This window comes from Bradyrhizobium sp. UFLA03-84 (assembly GCF_002289535.1).
Classification (GTDB): Bacteria; Pseudomonadota; Alphaproteobacteria; order Rhizobiales; family Xanthobacteraceae; genus Bradyrhizobium; species Bradyrhizobium viridifuturi.
In genome coordinates this window covers 120348-136123 of record NZ_NSJY01000017.1, presented here as the reverse complement: position 1 = coordinate 136123, position 15776 = coordinate 120348, and the positions used below count along the sequence as shown (strand labels likewise).

General features: G+C 64.9%; 19 protein-coding genes and 1 pseudogene. 10 read left to right on the top strand and 10 right to left on the bottom strand.

All coding sequences use genetic code 11. The features are described 5' to 3' along the window. Together CK489_RS33270 and CK489_RS33265 are read left to right on the top strand one after the other, a co-directional pair. Nucleotides 1–753: an alpha/beta fold hydrolase gene (locus CK489_RS33270; protein WP_095735715.1), complete on the top strand. Its 753-nt coding sequence runs from the start codon at nt 1–3 to the stop codon at nt 751–753. A gap of 200 nt (nt 754–953) precedes the next feature. Further along, a complete protein-coding gene (locus CK489_RS33265) occupies nt 954–1964 on the top strand; it encodes a phosphotransferase enzyme family protein (protein WP_095735282.1) in 1011 nt (336 codons plus the stop codon). 11 nt (nt 1965–1975) lie between these two features. On the opposite strand, the gene CK489_RS33255 is transcribed toward CK489_RS33265, so the two are convergent. Further along, nucleotides 1976–3493: a hypothetical protein gene (locus CK489_RS33255; RefSeq protein ID WP_245350588.1), complete on the bottom strand. Its 1518-nt coding sequence runs from the start codon at nt 3491–3493 to the stop codon at nt 1976–1978. Nucleotides 3494–3674: 181 nt separating this feature from the next. Between CK489_RS33255 and cysE the strand changes: the two genes are divergently transcribed. After that, the gene (cysE, locus tag CK489_RS33250; protein ID WP_021077730.1) at nt 3675–4502 is read left to right on the top strand and encodes a serine O-acetyltransferase; all 828 of its coding nucleotides are present in this window, start codon (nt 3675–3677) and stop codon (nt 4500–4502) included. A gap of 138 nt (nt 4503–4640) precedes the next feature. Then, on the top strand, nt 4641–4853 hold the full coding sequence (locus CK489_RS33245) for a DUF3126 family protein (protein WP_021077729.1): 213 nt from the start codon (nt 4641–4643) through the stop codon (nt 4851–4853). A gap of 57 nt (nt 4854–4910) precedes the next feature. Here CK489_RS33245 and CK489_RS33240 read toward each other — a convergent pair whose 3' ends face one another. Then, nucleotides 4911–5621 carry a hypothetical protein gene (locus CK489_RS33240; protein WP_050625812.1) on the bottom strand — a complete coding sequence of 237 codons (711 nt, stop codon included), beginning with the start codon at nt 5619–5621 and terminating at the stop codon, nt 4911–4913. A 221-nt stretch (nt 5622–5842) separates the two neighbouring features. Here CK489_RS33240 and CK489_RS33235 point away from each other — a divergent pair, with 221 nt between their 5' ends. Beyond that, complete coding sequence (locus CK489_RS33235; RefSeq protein WP_050625570.1) at nt 5843–6172, top strand: DUF6949 family protein; 330 nt, start codon at nt 5843–5845, stop codon at nt 6170–6172. A 92-nt stretch (nt 6173–6264) separates the two neighbouring features. Further along, complete coding sequence (locus CK489_RS33230) at nt 6265–6795, top strand: gamma carbonic anhydrase family protein (protein ID WP_050625571.1); 531 nt, start codon at nt 6265–6267, stop codon at nt 6793–6795. Nucleotides 6796–6799: 4 nt separating this feature from the next. On the opposite strand, the gene CK489_RS33225 is transcribed toward CK489_RS33230, so the two are convergent. Next, nucleotides 6800–7036: a hypothetical protein gene (locus CK489_RS33225; RefSeq protein ID WP_050625572.1), complete on the bottom strand. Its 237-nt coding sequence runs from the start codon at nt 7034–7036 to the stop codon at nt 6800–6802. A gap of 87 nt (nt 7037–7123) precedes the next feature. On the opposite strand from CK489_RS33225, the gene CK489_RS33220 reads away from it, so the two are divergent. The 3 genes from CK489_RS33220 (at nt 7124) to CK489_RS41960 (ending at nt 8391) form a co-directional block, all read left to right on the top strand. Next, complete coding sequence (locus CK489_RS33220) at nt 7124–7435, top strand: hypothetical protein (protein WP_050625573.1); 312 nt, start codon at nt 7124–7126, stop codon at nt 7433–7435. A 145-nt stretch (nt 7436–7580) separates the two neighbouring features. Further along, entirely contained in the window at nt 7581–8039 is a 459-nt protein-coding gene (locus tag CK489_RS33215) for a hypothetical protein (protein WP_095735281.1), read from the top strand. 202 nt (nt 8040–8241) lie between these two features. After that, the gene (locus CK489_RS41960; protein WP_167350123.1) at nt 8242–8391 is read left to right on the top strand and encodes a hypothetical protein; all 150 of its coding nucleotides are present in this window, start codon (nt 8242–8244) and stop codon (nt 8389–8391) included. 422 nt (nt 8392–8813) lie between these two features. On the opposite strand, the gene CK489_RS33210 is transcribed toward CK489_RS41960, so the two are convergent. From CK489_RS33210 to CK489_RS33200, 3 genes are all read right to left on the bottom strand, one after another. Next, nucleotides 8814–9305 (bottom strand): hypothetical protein, encoded by a 492-nt coding sequence (locus tag CK489_RS33210; RefSeq protein WP_050625575.1) that lies wholly within the window; start codon nt 9303–9305, stop codon nt 8814–8816. Between the two features lie 144 nt (nt 9306–9449). Continuing rightward, entirely contained in the window at nt 9450–9980 is a 531-nt protein-coding gene (fabA, locus tag CK489_RS33205) for a bifunctional 3-hydroxydecanoyl-ACP dehydratase/trans-2-decenoyl-ACP isomerase (protein WP_095735714.1), read from the bottom strand. Nucleotides 9981–10013: 33 nt separating this feature from the next. Further along, nucleotides 10014–10643, bottom strand: coding sequence for a TetR/AcrR family transcriptional regulator (locus CK489_RS33200; RefSeq protein ID WP_095735280.1), 630 nt, complete (start codon nt 10641–10643; stop codon nt 10014–10016). Nucleotides 10644–10739: 96 nt separating this feature from the next. Between CK489_RS33200 and CK489_RS33195 the strand changes: the two genes are divergently transcribed. Next, nucleotides 10740–11150 (top strand): hypothetical protein, encoded by a 411-nt coding sequence (locus tag CK489_RS33195; protein ID WP_095735279.1) that lies wholly within the window; start codon nt 10740–10742, stop codon nt 11148–11150. Between the two features lie 130 nt (nt 11151–11280). Here the strand turns inward: CK489_RS33195 and CK489_RS33190 are convergent, their stop codons facing one another. The 4 genes and pseudogenes from CK489_RS33190 to CK489_RS33175 all read right to left on the bottom strand — a co-directional run bounded on the left by CK489_RS33190 (nt 11281) and on the right by CK489_RS33175 (nt 15760). Continuing rightward, nucleotides 11281–11895 carry a transglutaminase-like cysteine peptidase gene (locus CK489_RS33190; protein ID WP_050625578.1) on the bottom strand — a complete coding sequence of 205 codons (615 nt, stop codon included), beginning with the start codon at nt 11893–11895 and terminating at the stop codon, nt 11281–11283. 333 nt (nt 11896–12228) lie between these two features. Beyond that, nucleotides 12229–12847: pseudogene (locus tag CK489_RS33185) on the bottom strand (PilZ domain-containing protein). Between the two features lie 143 nt (nt 12848–12990). Then, nucleotides 12991–14553 carry an FAD-dependent monooxygenase gene (locus tag CK489_RS33180; protein ID WP_095735278.1) on the bottom strand — a complete coding sequence of 521 codons (1563 nt, stop codon included), beginning with the start codon at nt 14551–14553 and terminating at the stop codon, nt 12991–12993. A gap of 271 nt (nt 14554–14824) precedes the next feature. Next, nucleotides 14825–15760 carry an acyl-CoA desaturase gene (locus tag CK489_RS33175; RefSeq protein ID WP_050625579.1) on the bottom strand — a complete coding sequence of 312 codons (936 nt, stop codon included), beginning with the start codon at nt 15758–15760 and terminating at the stop codon, nt 14825–14827. Nucleotides 15761–15776: the final 16 nt, after the last annotated feature.

Sequence of the window (15776 nt, the reverse complement as noted above, 5' to 3'; positions counted from 1 at the left end):
ATGCCGAGTTTCCATCACGGCGATGTTGAAATTGCCTATATCGACGAAGGCGCGGGCGAACCGATCGTGCTGGTGCACGGCTTTGCCTCGAGCAAGAACGTCAACTGGATCTATCCGACCTGGGTGTCCGAGCTCGTCAAGGCGGGCCGTCGCGTCATCGCGCTCGACGATCGCGGCCACGGTGAATCCGCCAAGCTCTACGATGCCGCGCAGTACGAGATCGCAATCATGGCAAGCGACGTGGTCGCGCTGATGGATCATCTCGGCATCGCGCGCGCCGACATCATGGGCTATTCGCTGGGCTCGCGGATGACCGCGATCCTGGCGCGGGAAAATTCCGACCGGGTGCGCTCGGCGATCCTCGGCGGAATCGGCATCGGGCTGATCGAGGGCGGCGGACCCGGCGAGACCGTCGCGCTGGCGCTGGAAGCGCCGTCGCTCGACGACGTCACCGATCCGGTCGGCCGCACCTTCCGCGCCTTCGCCGATCAGACCCGTTCCGATCGGCGCGCGCTCGCCGCCTGCCTGCGCGGCTCGCGCCGCCTGATGACGCACGAGGAGGCCGCCGGCATCGGCGTGCCGGTTCTGATCGCGGTCGGCAGCAAGGACGAGATTGCGGGCTCGGCGTCGGCGCTCGGCCGGATCATTCCGGGTTCGCAGGTGCTCGACATTCCGAACCGCGACCACATGCGGGCGGTCGGTGACAAGGTCTACAAGACCGGCGTGCTGGATTTCCTCAGCCGACGCGCCTGAGCGAGTGACTGCAGCTACGCCGATCCAATTCGCTGCCGTGGACGATCCCGCGGCTGCATGATAGCCTGTTTGCCTGCTTGCCAGGGTATTCTTATGCCGATCTTGATCGGGGTTCTCTCCGACTTCTGAGCCGATGACACGCCGCTGGCCCGTCCCTGGACGGGCCTTGATGCGTTTGTTCATGGCGAGGAGTAATCAAGGTGGCTTCACCGACACTTCCAGTTCTCTATTCAACACCGCTTGCCGAGCCGGTGGCTCAGTTCGTTTCGGCGCATTACGATCTGCCCGGGCCACTTGAATGCAAGCTGCTGGTCCGCGGCTGGAACGACGTCTTCGAAATCCGCGCGAATGGCGGCGCCCGGTCCATCCTGCGCATTTCGAAACCCCGCGCGCGCGGGGAGCCGGATGTGGCCACCGAAACGGCGTTTCTCGCCTATCTGGATCGACGCGACATCCCGGTGGCGACCGCCATTCCGACGCGCGGCGGCGCGCTATTCACGTCAGCGCCGTTTCCGGAAGGACAGCGTTGCACTGTCCTGTTTCGCCATGTCGGGGGACGGGCGTCGCAAGCCACACAATCGGCGGACGATGCCAGGGCAAACGGGGTCACGCTGGCGCGCGTCCACGATGTCGCCGATGGCTTTCCATCAGACGACAGCGGGCGATACCGGCTGGACCTCGATCATCTCGTGCGCCGTCCGCTCTCGGCGATCCTGGCGCTTGAGTGTCTGAGCGAGTCTACCCGCGCGGATCTGACCGATCTGGCGGCGCGCCTGTCGGCGGATTTGGCTCAGCGTGACGGGCTGAGCTGGACGCGCTGCCATGGCGACTGCCATGGATACAACGCGAACATCGCAGTTGAAGGGCCGCGCGCAGGACAAGCGGTGTTCTTCGATTTCGATGAGAGTGGCGCCGGATATCTGGCCTACGACCTCGCCGTGTTTCTCTGGAATTGCGTCATCTTCGGACGGAAGCACCATGCCGCATGGCACGCGTTCATCGGCGGCTACCGCGCGGCACGCGAATTGCGGCACGTTGATCTCGAAGCGGTCGATCTCTTCGTTCCGATCCGCCATATCTGGCTGCTCGGCGAGTGGGCCAGTCGTATCCACGAATGGGGCGAGCAGGCCGTGTCGGCCGATTGGATCGCCGGGCAGCTGGATTTCATGCTGCGCTGGGAACGCGAGATGCTGTCGCCACGGTTGCTTTGATTCGCTCTATCTCATCCCTGCTGGCGCGGGTGCTCGACATTCCGAACCGCGACCACATGCGGGCGGTCGGTGACAAGGTCTACAAGACCGGCGTCATCAACTTCCTGTCGCAGCGCAAATAGCTCGTCGGCGTCGTTCTCGGTATCGTCTTTGGCGAAGGCGCGCGCCGCCGCGATCAGAACCACGAAGGTCGCGACCCACACCATGCGCGCGCCGTAGCGGTCGTGCGGCCCCGAGATCACGCCGCAGATGACGGCATTGCCGAGCAGAGCGAGCGTCACCGTTCCGGCCAGCAGCGTCAGATCGTCGAGCCGTCGCTGCCACAAGCCGCGGCCGAACAGGATCACGACCAGCAGCATCGAGGCCAGCGCGACCGGCACGTGGATGCGGTTGATTGCGGTGAAGTCGAGATGCCATTTCTGTTGCCGCGCCGCGCGCATCGGTGCGACCTGCGCGGGAATGTAGCGCTCGATGATGCCGTAGGTGTGCGGAATCCAGCCGCTGGTGCCTTCGCCGGTCGCGACATGCATGAGCTGGTCGGCGGTTGCGGTGAGCGCCGCCTTGGCCTGCCATGCCGGATATTCGGCCAGCGAGCGCTTCACGATATAGCCCATCTCGTCATTCAGTCCCTGGAAGCGGCCGAGCGTGTTGAACATGCTGTGGCCCCACAGGAAGTCGTCGGCGGTCGGCGGCAGCTCGTCGCGATAGGGGCAGAGCTTCAGGGTCTCCTTCGCGCAGTTGTCGCGCAGATATTGCGTGACGATGCCATCCTGCAGCATGCGGCCGAACGCGACGCCGATGCCGCCGGGCGTCCACGCCAGCTGTCCGGACAGCGCGAAATTTGCCGCCAACAGCATCGCCGCGCCCGCGACGATGGTCAGGCTGCCCTGCACGAGGCCTGCGATCGGGGCGCGCCGGCCGAGCCACGGCCGCAGCATCCAGCCGACGCAGCACAGGCCAAACAGCACGCCGAGCGTTGCGCTGTGGGTCGCGGCGGAGAACGCGACGAAGGCGAACAGCACCGCCTTCTCCAGCGTCGAAATCCTGTCGCCCTGCAGGATGAGGATGAAGAGCGCGAGCACCGAAAGGCCGGCGAAGATGTCGGTCAGCAGCATGCTGGCGAGCCAGGGCAGGGCGGTGGTTGCGATCAGCGCGAGGCTGATCGCGATCAGCCGGACCGGCCGGGCAAGGTCGAGCACGCGCAGGGTCAGTTGCAGGATCCACAGCGTCGCCAGCGTCTGGATGCCGAGGTTGAGCCAGAAGCCGGATGTCTCGCCGGCATGGAGATAGATGCCGAACACCGTGGACCGGCTCGGCACCAGATAGCCCTCATACCAGCGCGCCAGATAGCCGCCGGTATCCCACTGGAGCAGCGGATAGCCGTTCCAGAAGGCAGGCGCGAGCAGGAGGAGGGGAATGGCGATGGTGGCGATCCAGACCGACCGTGCATCGGTCAGGCGGCCGCGTAACGTCCGGGTATTGATGATGTTTCCCCCTTTTATTGGGGCCGACCATGCCCAAAACCACACTGCAGACGAAATCCGCCAATAGTTGCAGAAGCACGGCTTGATTTCGGCAAAATCCCGACCAACTCCCTTAGACGCCGGTCCGGGGGCGTCGGGGTGGGTCTACCGTGCCGAGCCTTCCCGGGACGCGCTGGGTCCACCGTGCTATAACGCACATCAGAACAACCGAATTGCGAGAGCAGCTATGGCAGTTCATCAAGTCAATCCGCAGGGGAGCAAGCTCGCGGCGCTCGATCCGATCTGGGATCGGATCCGCGGCGAGGCGGAGGACATTTTGCGGCGCGAGCCGGAGCTCGCATCCTTCATCTATGCGACCGTGCTGCATCATGAGCGCCTGGAAGATTCGGTGGTCCATCGCATTGCCGAGCGGCTCGACCACGCCGCGCTGTCGGGCGATCTGATCCGCCAGACCTATGGCGAGGCGCTGCGCGACGAACCCGATATCGGCAACGCGTTCCGCGCCGATCTCGTCGCCGTCTATGACCGCGATCCCGCCACCTCGCGCTTCATCGATCCCTTGCTCTACTTCAAGGGTTTTCATGCGTTGCAGACCCATCGTCTGGCGCACTGGCTCTATCAGAAGGGCCGCAAGGACTTTGCCTTCTATCTGCAGAGCCGCTCCTCGGCAGTGTTCCAGACCGACATCAATCCGGCGGCCAGGATCGGCCGCGGCATCTTCCTCGATCATGCCACCGGTTTCGTCTGCGGCGAGACCGCCGTCATCGACGACGATGTCTCGATCCTGCATGGCGTCACGCTCGGCGGCACCGGCAAGGAGAACGAGGATCGCCATCCGAAGATCCGCCACGGCGTGCTGATCGGCGCCGGCGCCAAGATCCTCGGCAACATCGAGATCGGCCATTGCGCGCGCATCGCGGCGGGCTCCGTCGTGGTCAAGCCTGTTCCGCACAACGTCACGGTCGCAGGCGTGCCGGCCAAAATCGTCGGCGAGGCCGGCTGTGCCGAACCTTCGCGCACCATGGACCAGATGCTCAACGCGATCGGTCTTTGATTTCATTCGCTTTCTGATCGGCAGCGCATTTTTGCGTGTGCTCAACATCACGTCGCCAAAGCCTGAAAAGGCTCTGGCGATCTTTGCCGTCTCGTCCTAAAACCTCCCCGAAAATCATCGACCCGATTGGAGACGGCCGTGGACGTTCAGGAAGTCAGGAAGCTCGACGCGTATCTGAAGCGCGTGTTCAGCAATCCCAAGATCCGCGTGGTGCCGCGGCCCAAGAAGGACGACTCGGCCGAGGTCTATATCGGCGAGGAGTTCATCGGCGTGCTGTTCGTCGACGACGAGGACGATGATCGCTCGTTCCAGTTCCAGATGGCCATCCTGGAAGAAGACCTGGCCGAGTAAGGCGGAACAGACTCTGCTTGTTAAGTCGTCACTGCGATGCTCGCAGTGACGAACAGGTTACCCCTTCGCGCTGTGCATCTGCGCGGAGAGGCGGATCATCGCGGTGGCGATGTCGCGCCATTGCGCGAGCCAGCTGCGTGGGAAGCGGAAAGTCAGGTCGGCGCCCTCGATGCGCTGCTCGCTCAGACACATGCCGGGTGTCGAGGTGTCGCGCGTGCAGCGCGCGACGAGCTGCGGCTCGGCCGCGGTGTACAGGTCCTCGCCGCCATAGGGCGTGCCCTCGCGGAACGCGCGCGCCGTCAGGCCGTCATCGGTATTCGCACGATCGTCGAGATAGCGCGGATAGATCGTGCGCAGCCGCATGTCCGGCGCGAGTGAATCGTGGTGGGCCGCGATCGACACGAAGATCCGGTCGATCGGCTGCACCTTGTCCTCGACCGTGTCGGCGCTGTAGTGCTTCGGCGCGGCGGGCGCCTCCAGCGACGGATAGAGGAAGCTCAGATCGACGCGCTCCTGCGGCCCGGAATGGCGCTGGATCTTCATGCGCACCGCCATCGTCGGCACGTTGAACAGCGTGCCGCCGACGCTGACCGGCAGCCGCGACGGATCGCTCACCGGGATCGTCGTATAGGTCGGCCACAACAGGTAGGCGACGAGCGCAATCGCGCCGGCCGCGATGACCGCCGAGGCGATGATCGGGACGAGATGCGCGCGTGGATTGCGGCGGGTGTCGCGGGCGAGATGCTGGGCGGTCGACAGAAGCGTCATGAACGAGGCAAAGACCGGGTCGGGGGTGGTCGAATCACCTGCCGAATATGCCATGAGGCGAGCAAATTCCGTACGATTCCAACGGAATCCCTCGGCGAATGGCCATGCGCAAACGCCAAGCCAGGCGGGCCGGATTAACCTTTCCTTAAGGATGATGTGGCGGCCGGCAGCCAATTCTGCGAAGCAGGGGCCAGTCGCCAGTTGCGTAGTGGAAGTTCCCGATGTCGCCCGATACCTTGAATTCCCTGTTCTCGCTCTTCATCGGCTTTGCGTTCGCGGGCGCACTGGCGAGCGGCTATCAGGCGATGGCGGAGCGCCCGGCCGGTTTCGGCCTGCTGCAGGAGGGCGTGGCGCCGAAGACCTTCGCCGCGGTCCCGTTCCTCGTCTTCGCCGCACCCTTCATCATCATGCGCAACACGCTGCGCGGCGCACGCATCGAGCGCCGCCGCTTCGAGTTCGTGATGATGGCGACCGTCATCTCCGGCTTCTGGAGCCTGATGTCGGGCACCTTCTTCATGATGACGCTGCGCGCTGCGGGTGTGCTCGGCTGATCCGATCGCGACCCGCGCCGGATCGTGGTCGCGGTTGCTTGAAACCATGTCGGCCGCTGTGCCAAGGTCTCCTCTGATCCAAGGAGACCTCGATGGCGATCTACGAACTCGACGGGCAGGGGCCCGATCTTCCCGCTGACGGCAGCTATTTCATCGCCGACAATGCAGTCGTGATCGGCAAGGTGCGCCTCAAGCCGGGAGCGAGCGTCTGGTTCGGCGCGGTGCTGCGCGGCGACAATGAGTGGATCGAGATCGGCGAAGGCTCCAACGTCCAGGACAATTCGACCCTGCATGTCGATCCCGGCTTTCCGCTGACCATCGGCAACAACGTCACCATCGGCCACAACGCGATCGTGCACGGCTGCACGCTGGAAGACGGCGTGCTGATCGGCATGGGATCGACCGTGATGAACGGTGCGCGCATCCGGCGCGGCAGCGTGGTCGGCGCCGGCTCCGTCATCACCGAGGGCAAGGAGTTTCCGGAAAACTCCCTGATCATCGGTGCGCCCGCGCGCGTGGTGCGCACGCTCGACGCCGCGCAGGCGGAGGCGTTGTCGCGGCCGGCGAAGTCCTATGCGATCAGGGGACCGCAGTACAAAGCCGGGCTGAAGAAGATCGGCTGAGACCTCAACGCTTCCGGCCCTGCTTGCGTGCAGCCTTCGCTGCTGCGGGGGTAGGCTTTGCTGCCTCCTGAAGTCTTGCGCTCTTGCGCAGCGCATCCTTCAGGTCGATCGGAATACCGTGCTTCTTGAGCAGGTCGGCGAAGGCCTCGTCGGCGAGCTCCTGCAAGGTCGCCATCCGGTCGCGCCCAAGTTGCTTCAGCTTGTCGGCGGTATCGTCGTCAAATTCGATCAGCTTGCGCAAATTGCATTGCTCCCAAATCTTGTTGCTTCAACGCCCGTCGGAACCAGCGTCTTGCGGACCCGTTGATGCCAGCAAGGGAGAAGTGCCATGCGCAAATTATCCGCCACCGCCGCGCTCGCGACAATTGCGATTCTGCTGGCGCCCGCAGCGACCGTCGCCCAAGGCACGGGGAGCGGCAGCGGGACCGCCAGTCCTCCGACGGTCAGCCCGACGTCGCCGCAAGTCACGTCACCGCCGCCAGGCACCAACAGCGCCGGCACGGCTCAATCCTCCGGCCGTCTGAACACCGGTGAGGGCGTCACGACAGGCGCGGCGTCGAGCGAAAGCTTCGACAAGGCAATTGCCGACGAGAACAAGGCGGTCGAGCACCGGCTGAAAGGCATCTGCCGCGGCTGTTAGCTTTTGTTCTCGATCAATACGGTCGCGCAGAAGTGAGCGCGACATAGGCGCGCGTCGGCAGTGGCGATCCTAGATTGGGTTAGCATGCGCGGGACGCGGCAGAGGAGGCTTGAAAGAAAAGCCTGGAAAAGAGGAGTAACGGGTGATGTTGCGTAAAACGATGATCGCCTTGCTGGCGACGGCCTCGGTCGGCCTGTTCACGGTCGACACCGCGTCGGCGCGCGGCGGATTTGGCGGCGGCGGTTTCCACGGGGGCGGCGGTTTCGGCGGCTTCCACGGCGGTGCATTCCGCGCCATGGGCGCGGGCGGCGGCTTCCGGTCGGCTGCGATCGGTGGTGGTTGGCACGGCGGTGGCTGGCATGGCGGCGGCTGGCGCGGTGGCTACTATCGGCGCGGCTGGGGCTATCCGTTCGCTGCGGCCGCGATCGGCTTCGGGCTCGGCTATGGCGCCTACGATTACTACGGCTACTACAACAACCCGTACTACGCCGGTTACGGCTACGACGATGGCTACGGCTACGGTGACGGCGGCTGTTACGTCGTGCGTCGTCGCATGCTGACGCCGTATGGCTGGCAAGTCCGGCCCGTGCAGGTTTGCAACTGAGCCATCCGCTGACGCATGGCCGGTCCATGCGATCGCCATGCTGATGGTCTTGGAATGATTGGCGCGGCCTCGGCGTGTTGGTGCCGGGGCCGTCGCGCATTGGTATGCAGCTTGCTTTGCGTGACGGCAGTGTGCGCGTGAGCGCGTCGCGAAAACACATGGTCCGGCTGCGGTTGGAGCCGGGCCTCAGAGGACATCCGAGATGCTGACCATTCCCGATCTGACATTGCTGTTCATGGTGATTGTTTCGAGCCTTGCCGTTGCGCTGGTCTACATGCTGCACGAGCTCGAGCCGCAGCTTGCGCGCCTGCGGCAGAAGGGCGGCCGTGTCATGCGCGATCGCCTCAAGTAGGCGGTAGCGCCGTCCGTCGCGGTGTCAACCTTGGCGATGCCGCAGATGCAGAGCCCGTCAGCCGGGCACGCCGCGTTGCTTCAGCTGCGTGCCGGGAGCGGGGGCTTGATGGGATGGTTGCGAGACCGGGATTGCTGCGCCCAAAAAACAAGGCCGTCGACGTAGTATACCGTCAACGACCTTGCCAGCCCCGGATATTGAAATCGGCTCACGCCATCCGGTGATTAAGGATGACTCGGATTCGAGGTCGGATATGTGAAGCAGTTCACAAAGTGCGGATTAATTCACGGTAACGGGCACTAGTAGGAGGCCGCCGACGGCCCGCCCGAGTTCCGAAAGTTCCACGTTGCTGATCTTATTGGGGGATTGGTCCATTTTGATGGCCGCGCCCGTCGCCGGGTGAGGGGCGGCCGGGACGGCCGTCAACTGCGCGATCTGTGGCGCTTCCGGTTGGCGCTGCGGGTGGCCTTGGAGCGCTTGCGCGGCTCGGGCTCTGCGCTCGGCTCGTTGGCCTGCGCGCTCGCCAGCGACTGGCGCAACCCTTCGACCTGCTCGGTCAGTGCGGCAACCTGATCGGACAGCTTCTTGGCGTCGGCCTGCTGCGCGGCGAACTGTTTGCGCATGGTCAGAAGCTGGTCCTGCACCTCCTGCAACTGGTCGATCGATTCCTGCTGGGTCAGCTCCATCCCCTTGGTCTTTTCCACCAGGGCCTCGGAGACCTGTGCGGTCCGCGCCTGCAGCTGGCGGGCGGCGACCATCCGATCGGTCTCGGGCACGTTGCCGCCGAAGCTGCGCCATAGCGCGATCGAGCCGAATCCGAACAGCACGAGCACCAGCGCCACGGCGCCGATCGCGATCGGCTGCACGCCAATGAGGCTGCCGGCTTGCGAATTCCGGGGAGCAAGTTCGACCATGCGACCAGAACCGGACATCAATTGAAAGGTTCGAAATAGCACAACCTCGCCGCGGGCAAAACCCGGGGCGTCAAGCCGATGGCATGGGGGGTGGCAAAAGTCGCCGCAAGTTCCGGGGCTTCTGCCCCAAAACGGGACTGTGGCTCAGCTCGCGGGCGCGATCAGGCCGACCCTCATGTCCTTTGCCAGATAGACGCAGGCGCCGTCGGCGAGCACGCGGCCATCGGCGATCCCCAGCACCAGCCGGCCGCGCCGGACCTGACGGATGTCGACCTCGTAGCGCACGAGCCTGACGTCCGGCGTGATGTGCCCCCTGAACTTGACCTCGCCGACCCCGAGCGCACGGCCTTTGCCCGGCGAGCCCGACCAGCCGAGCCAGAAGCCGATGATCTGCCACATCGCGTCGAGACCGAGGCAGCCGGGCATCACCGGGTCGCCGGCAAAGTGACAGGCGAAGAACCAGTGATCCGGCGCAACGTCGAGTTCGGCCGCGACGTGGCCCCTGCCGTAGGCGCCGCCGTCGATGCCGATATCGGTGATGCGATCCATCATCAGCATCGGCGGTGCCGGCAGCTGCGCGTTGCCGGGGCCGAAATAGCCGCCCGCGCTCGAGCGCAGCAGATCCGGCTTGGCGTAGGACGATTGCGGCGTGTGAAAATCGTGCGGGTTGAACAAGATGGCCACCGACCTTGGGGTTAAAGTTGAACGTTAGGAGCGGCTGCGCCGCGTCGCTTTTGACTTGCTGGGTGGGGGGCCGGCCGGCAGGCGCAGCGCGGCGGCCATGAAGGCCCAGATGTCCGAGGTCAGCCTGGCCGGATCCGGCCGCCGTTCGCCCGTGAGCGCGCCGATCAGCGCCTGACGGATGCCGCCGATCATCAGTGCGATGGTGAGATGAGGGTCGAGGTCTGCGGGCACGATCCCGTCGCGCTGCGCGGCTTCGAGCATGCGTGCACCGGCGGCAAGCTGGCGTCTGGTGAAGGCGGTCTCGACGTCGAGCACCTCGACCGCACGGCTCAGCGGACCGATCACGAGCGGCGCGAACGGGTGCTCATAGTGGAAGGCGACATAGACGCCGATCCGCGCCTTCTCCCGGTCCGCCCAGTTGGTGGCGGACAGCTTGGCGCCGCCGAACGCGGCTTCATCGAGGCGCTGGTAGAAATCCTCGACCACGGCGGCGATCAGGCCGGCCTTCGATCCGAAGTGGTGATAGGCGAGCCCGACCGAGACCTGCGCCCGTTTCGCGACCGCCTGCATCTCGAGGTGGCCATGGCCTTCGATCAGTTCCTGTTGGGCCGCCGCGAGCAGCCGTTCGCGTGTCCCGAGGCTCGTCGCGCCCATCGTTCGTCCATGATTGAATTGAATTCAATTCAACAAGGCCGGTGCTAGGATGTCAAGCCTCGGGACGGCCGGGCGAACCGGCGCGAAGGCAACGCGATGGCGTTTGCGATCAAGACCGAGATCCGAGAGCCGCGGGCGAAGACGTTCACCTTCGCGGCGCAGAAGACCATGTATGGCGGCAAGCCGATCGTCACGGGAGACGTCGCGTTCCTGTTCGCGAGCGAGAACGAGGGCGGCAAGGGCCTGATCGCGCGCGGGATCGTCACCGCGGCCGAGGCGGTGCCGCGCAAGGCGGGCATCGCCAGGCAAGCGCCGCGCGTCGGCATCGCGGTCACGCGCGTCGCGTTGGCGCGGCAGCCGCTCGGACGCGACCAGCTCAAGCGCTTCAAGGATTGGGATGATGGCCGGCCCGAGACCGAGCTCAACTTCAAATTTTATCGTCAGGCCACCAACAAGATCGTCGGCATCACCGACGAGACGGCAGCGTTCCTCGAGCGCTTCTTCTGATCAGCGGCCGCAGCGTCTCCCAAAATGGTTGCGGCCAGGCTTTGGGGGAAGCCTGGCCGCGCGCGAACCGGTCTGGGACGGGGAGGGGTGGGGATGTGACCGGGTCGCGAACTCGATTCCTTGTTGCCGCTCAGCGCGAGCTGGCGGTTGAAACTGCGGGGCGGTTGTCACCGAGCGAGACCCACACATTGGGATCGCTCTGCGATTGCCGCTTGACGAAGCGGTAGCCGGTCTCCGTCCAGGCGACGATGCTCTCGTTCTGATTGTCGAGAACGAACTCGCCCTTGTCGGTCTTCACCGTCAGCACTGCGTGGCCTTCGCCCTTCTTGTCGCGGACCACCGTGATCAACAGCGCCTCGCGCGGCCAGCCGGCGTCCATCAGCATCTTGCGCTTCAGGAGCACGTAGTCCTCGCAGTCGCCGTAACCGTCAGTCGGCAACGACCATTTCTCGATCACGCCCCAATGATCCATGTCGGTCATCGGCTTGATGGATTCGTTCACCCACTTGTTGACCCGCACGAGGTCGCGCCAAGCGGTCTGCGACATCACGATGTCGCGCGGTTGCGTCTTGCCGCCGCGGCATTCGGCGGGACTGTCGGCACAGAACTCGACCCAGCCGATCGGCGAACGCGCGACGTCACCCAGGCTGGCGTAGACCACGTCGCCGGCCTTGGCCGACACGCACGTCGCAAACAGGATGGCGGCAACCGCCAAACCTTTCCCCTGTCCCCTGAACCCAAACATTGTGGCCCCCGTTCTTCTTGTTGGGACCACGTTTCGCACAAAGTTTTTTCGCCGCCGCTAAGTGCGCAAAGTAGATTTGACGCGAATACTCGTAAAAGCTGCGGCGAATTCGATCTGTACTTGAATCGAATTCGCGTAAAATTTGAAACAACTGCAATTGATTCAAATTTTATGCATTAACGCGGCAAACGTTGCGCCAGCGCGGTTTGTTACGCCAAACGGTGCGGCCGTTAACCGCCGATTTCACCGCGCCAAATGCGGCAAAGGCGGCCACCGGTGCACCGGAGGCCGCCTTCGCGGGCTGAAAACGGGGGTGTTGAGCGGTTTTTCGCTTTACCTCGCGGTAACGCTCTCTTCGAGCGTTTCCGCGGACTGCTCGTGGACGAATTCGAGTGCGAAGCCTTCCTCGAGATTTCGCACCACGCGGGCCTGCACGCGGCCGAGCATCACCAGCGATTTCAGCGGCGGGCGGTTCTCGGCGGCAATGGCCGCGCCGGACAAGGAGAGGTCGATGATGCGGCAGGTCATCCGCGTGCCGTCTTCCTGGGTGAGCAGGGCGATCGGGTTGCGCGGCACGATACGGTCGTGGCGGCGATCCTCGGGCAGATTGAGGATGTCGCGGTTGGCGAGCCAGGTGAGCTGGGCGGCGAGCTTGTCGCGCTTGCGCGCGGTGGCGCCGATCGTCATCGCAAAGCCGTTGTCGATGATGCGGGTGATACGGCCCTCGACCCGGCCGATATGGTCGAGATAGGCGATCACGCGGTCGCCGACATTGCCGATGCCGGGCGCCAGCAGGGCGAGGCCGCCCGGGGACATGTTGATAATCTGGCAGGGAAACTCGCGCCGGTCGGGCAGCATGTATGCGGCCGAGCAGGTGCACCTTGACGCGCTGGAAGCGACGCCGCTCCTCGGCTACGGGGACGACGTTAGTTTTCTTCTGTGCAAACGACATCACGACAAACCCGGCCACCGTCCATTCGGAGCCCCGATGACCCTAAAGCTGATAGGGTTAACGGGGCGTTACGGTTGTGAGAGGGAACCCGGACACGGCGCGAGAGTGATCAGCGAAGTTCACATGCGCCGTACCCGAACACGTCAGGCCTTCTGGTATGCCGCGTCAGGTTCTCCGAACCATCGCGCCGCGGCTTGAGCAGTCTCCTTCAGATCCGGCTCGATGTCTGTGGCCCAGGCCACAAACCCGTCGGGACGCACCAGCACCGCGGTCAAGCCGAGCCGATCCCTGGCGTCGCTTGCGACGTAGTTGATCCGGCCGCGCCAGCGATCGGCAAGCGCTCGCAACGGCGCGCGCGGGTCAAAGTCCAGCAGCAGGCCGCGCCCGTCCCTGAGCAGTTCGCCGAGCCGCATCCCGCAAGCGAGTTCGAAGTCCGGTGCGCTGCGACCCACCAGTGGATGGCCGCCGCCAAGATGGTAGCGCAGCGAAACGCCCCACGCGCGCTCGGCAAAATATGTCGCGCCGTCGGGCGTTGCGATCAGATCGCGGATGATGGCTTCGAGCGCGCGCGAACTCCGGCTCGGCCGCATCAGCGCGACCTGGGCGCGCGACCAGTCGAGAATCTGCGTGCCCACCGGATGTCGCTCCGTCCAATAGCTGTCGAGCAGAGCGGCCGGTGCGTCGCCGCGGATCGTGGCCGCGAGCTTCCAGCCGAGGTTCATCGCATCGCCGAGCCCGAGGTTGAGCCCCTGGCCGCCCAACGGAGAATGGATGTGCGCGGCGTCGCCGGCGAGCAGCACGCGTCCCTTCCGGTATGTCGTCGCCTGGCAGGCGCGGTCCGTCCAGGTGGTGGCAAGCTGGAGCGCCGTCAACGTGACGTCGGTGCCGGAGACGCGGCGAAGCACCGCCTGCACAAGCTCGCATGTGATCGGCTGGGTGCGGTGGAATGCCGCGCCGTCGAACTCGACCATCGCGATGGTGCCGGGATGCGCGTATGTGTACATGCCCGTTGGCGTGTAGTGGCGGCCGGGGGCGAGCTTGTCCGGATCGGCGATCTCGACCGCGATCGAATAACCCGTGAACTCGGGTTCGGTGCCGGCGAATTCGAATCCGGCCGCCTTGCGCACAGTGCTGCGGCCGCCGTCGCAGCCGACCAGCCAGCGTCCGTGGAAAGTCTCGCCGCCGGCGCGAATGGAGACGCCGTCATCCGATTGCTCGAATGTCTCGACGCCTGCGCCGCGCCTGATCTCGACTCCCATCGCGCTCGCGCGCGTGGCCAGCGTGGATTCGAGCGCCTCCATCTCGACCGCCATGCTGGTGCCGGCAGGGCTCGGCAGGCGATACGGCCATTGCGACGTGTCGATGTCGTCGTGATAGAACTGGATGCCGGCGAAATGGCCCGCCGGGCGGCGGGGCTGTTGCATCCAATGCGCGCCGTTCGACGCGGCGCGGCCCGGATCATCTTTCGCGCGCTGCGGCGCTGCGATGTTGTCCAACATCCCGCGCCGGTACAGGGCGTCGATGGTGGGCGCCGAAAGGCCGCGCATGCCGAACGGCAGCCGCTTCAGCGGCGAGCGCGGGTCGGCGGCCTGCTCCAGCACCAGCACCGAGAGGTTTGCGAGCCGCAACTCGCAGGCCAGCAGCAGGCCGACGGGGCCGGCACCTGCGATCACGACGTCATGGGGAAGGGTAAGGTTATTGTGCATGAACTGCTCCTGTGTCGCTGTTCGACCGGAGCAGTTCGTCGGGTTGAGAACCGCACGGACGAACACAATGGACGCCTTGACGGCATCCGGTGTTCGTCGTGGGGATCTCACGCATTGAGCAGGAGACCAGAGCTTTCGATTGCGAACGGATTTCGACTTCGAAAGGACTTGGGCTTACCAAACCAAGTCTGCCTTTTCCGACAGGCGACGATATAGCGGCATCGCAACAGATCCGCAACTTGCGCGGCGGATATGGAACCAACGCGGCGCGCTAGGTGCCGGCGACTGCACCGGCGTTATCGGGACGGTCGACGCGGCGCGCACCGGGGCGCGGTGCCAGGTTGTCCGGCGTCTTGATGTTGCGCGCGAGCCCGCCCGCCTCGAATGCCTTGATCAGCCACCAGCCGAGATCGATCTGGCCCGGCAGCAGCCCGAGCTTCGCGGAGTTGGGATAGGCATGGTGATTGTTGTGCCAGCTTTCGCCCATGCTGATCAGCCCGGCGATGCCGACATTGTAGCCCTGGGCTGCAACGCCTTCGATGATCCAGGTCTGTCCGCCCCTGCGATGCGAGTAATGACCGATCAACCAGTGACCGGTGACGCAGACGGCGACCCGGACGCAGATGCCCCAGACCAGCCAGCTCCACGAACCGATCGCAAGGAACAGCAGCGCCCAGGGCAATTGCTGCCACATCCAGCTTCGCTCGACGAAGGCATAGAAGCGGTCATCGGCAAGCCGGGGTTCGAGCCGGAACAGCGGCGGGTGTTTCAGCACGAGTGTGCAGTGCATTTGCCACCACGCATCGCGCCAGAAGCCGGCCGCGTGACGGGAATAGGCGTGACACGCCGCCTGGCGCTGCGCCCAGTCGCGATGATCGTGCAGCCGTACCATGCCGTAGGGGCCGGCCATTCCGACCAGGGTACCGAGATAGACACAGAGCCGCTCGAGCCACAGCGGACAGTCGAAGCTTGCATGGATCAGGCGGCGATGCATGCCGACCGAATGCCCGAAGCACAGGGTGATTGCGCTGGTCGCGATGAACAGCGTGAATGCGCTCCACGAGAACAGCAGCGGTCCGAAGATGATCGCCACCGCGGTCATGCTGCCGAGCCACAACGACTTCGCGGGTGCCCATTGCACGCGTCCATCCAGCGGGTCGGTGCGCTCGTCCGCGAAGATTCGTTCGGAGCCGGGCTGTAGCGTCATTCCATAACCTGAAATT

Bases quoted from the DNA above. Each gene is read 5' to 3' on its own strand.
- CK489_RS33270 (WP_095735715.1), top strand. From the start codon at position 1: ATGCCGAGTTTCCATCACGGCGATGTTGAAATTGCCTATATCGACGAA.
- cysE (WP_021077730.1), top strand. From the start codon at position 3,675: ATGGCAGTTCATCAAGTCAATCCGCAGGGGAGCAAGCTCGCGGCGCTC.
- CK489_RS33240 (WP_050625812.1), bottom strand. From the start codon at position 5,621: ATGACGCTTCTGTCGACCGCCCAGCATCTCGCCCGCGACACCCGCCGC.
- CK489_RS33235 (WP_050625570.1), top strand. From the start codon at position 5,843: ATGTCGCCCGATACCTTGAATTCCCTGTTCTCGCTCTTCATCGGCTTT.
- CK489_RS33230 (WP_050625571.1), top strand. From the start codon at position 6,265: ATGGCGATCTACGAACTCGACGGGCAGGGGCCCGATCTTCCCGCTGAC.
- CK489_RS33220 (WP_050625573.1), top strand. From the start codon at position 7,124: ATGCGCAAATTATCCGCCACCGCCGCGCTCGCGACAATTGCGATTCTG.
- CK489_RS33215 (WP_095735281.1), top strand. From the start codon at position 7,581: ATGTTGCGTAAAACGATGATCGCCTTGCTGGCGACGGCCTCGGTCGGC.
- CK489_RS41960 (WP_167350123.1), top strand. From the start codon at position 8,242: ATGCTGACCATTCCCGATCTGACATTGCTGTTCATGGTGATTGTTTCG.
- CK489_RS33210 (WP_050625575.1), bottom strand. From the start codon at position 9,305: ATGGTCGAACTTGCTCCCCGGAATTCGCAAGCCGGCAGCCTCATTGGC.
- CK489_RS33200 (WP_095735280.1), bottom strand. From the start codon at position 10,643: ATGGGCGCGACGAGCCTCGGGACACGCGAACGGCTGCTCGCGGCGGCC.
- CK489_RS33195 (WP_095735279.1), top strand. From the start codon at position 10,740: ATGGCGTTTGCGATCAAGACCGAGATCCGAGAGCCGCGGGCGAAGACG.
- CK489_RS33190 (WP_050625578.1), bottom strand. From the start codon at position 11,895: ATGTTTGGGTTCAGGGGACAGGGGAAAGGTTTGGCGGTTGCCGCCATC.
- CK489_RS33180 (WP_095735278.1), bottom strand. From the start codon at position 14,553: ATGCACAATAACCTTACCCTTCCCCATGACGTCGTGATCGCAGGTGCC.
- CK489_RS33175 (WP_050625579.1), bottom strand. From the start codon at position 15,760: ATGACGCTACAGCCCGGCTCCGAACGAATCTTCGCGGACGAGCGCACC.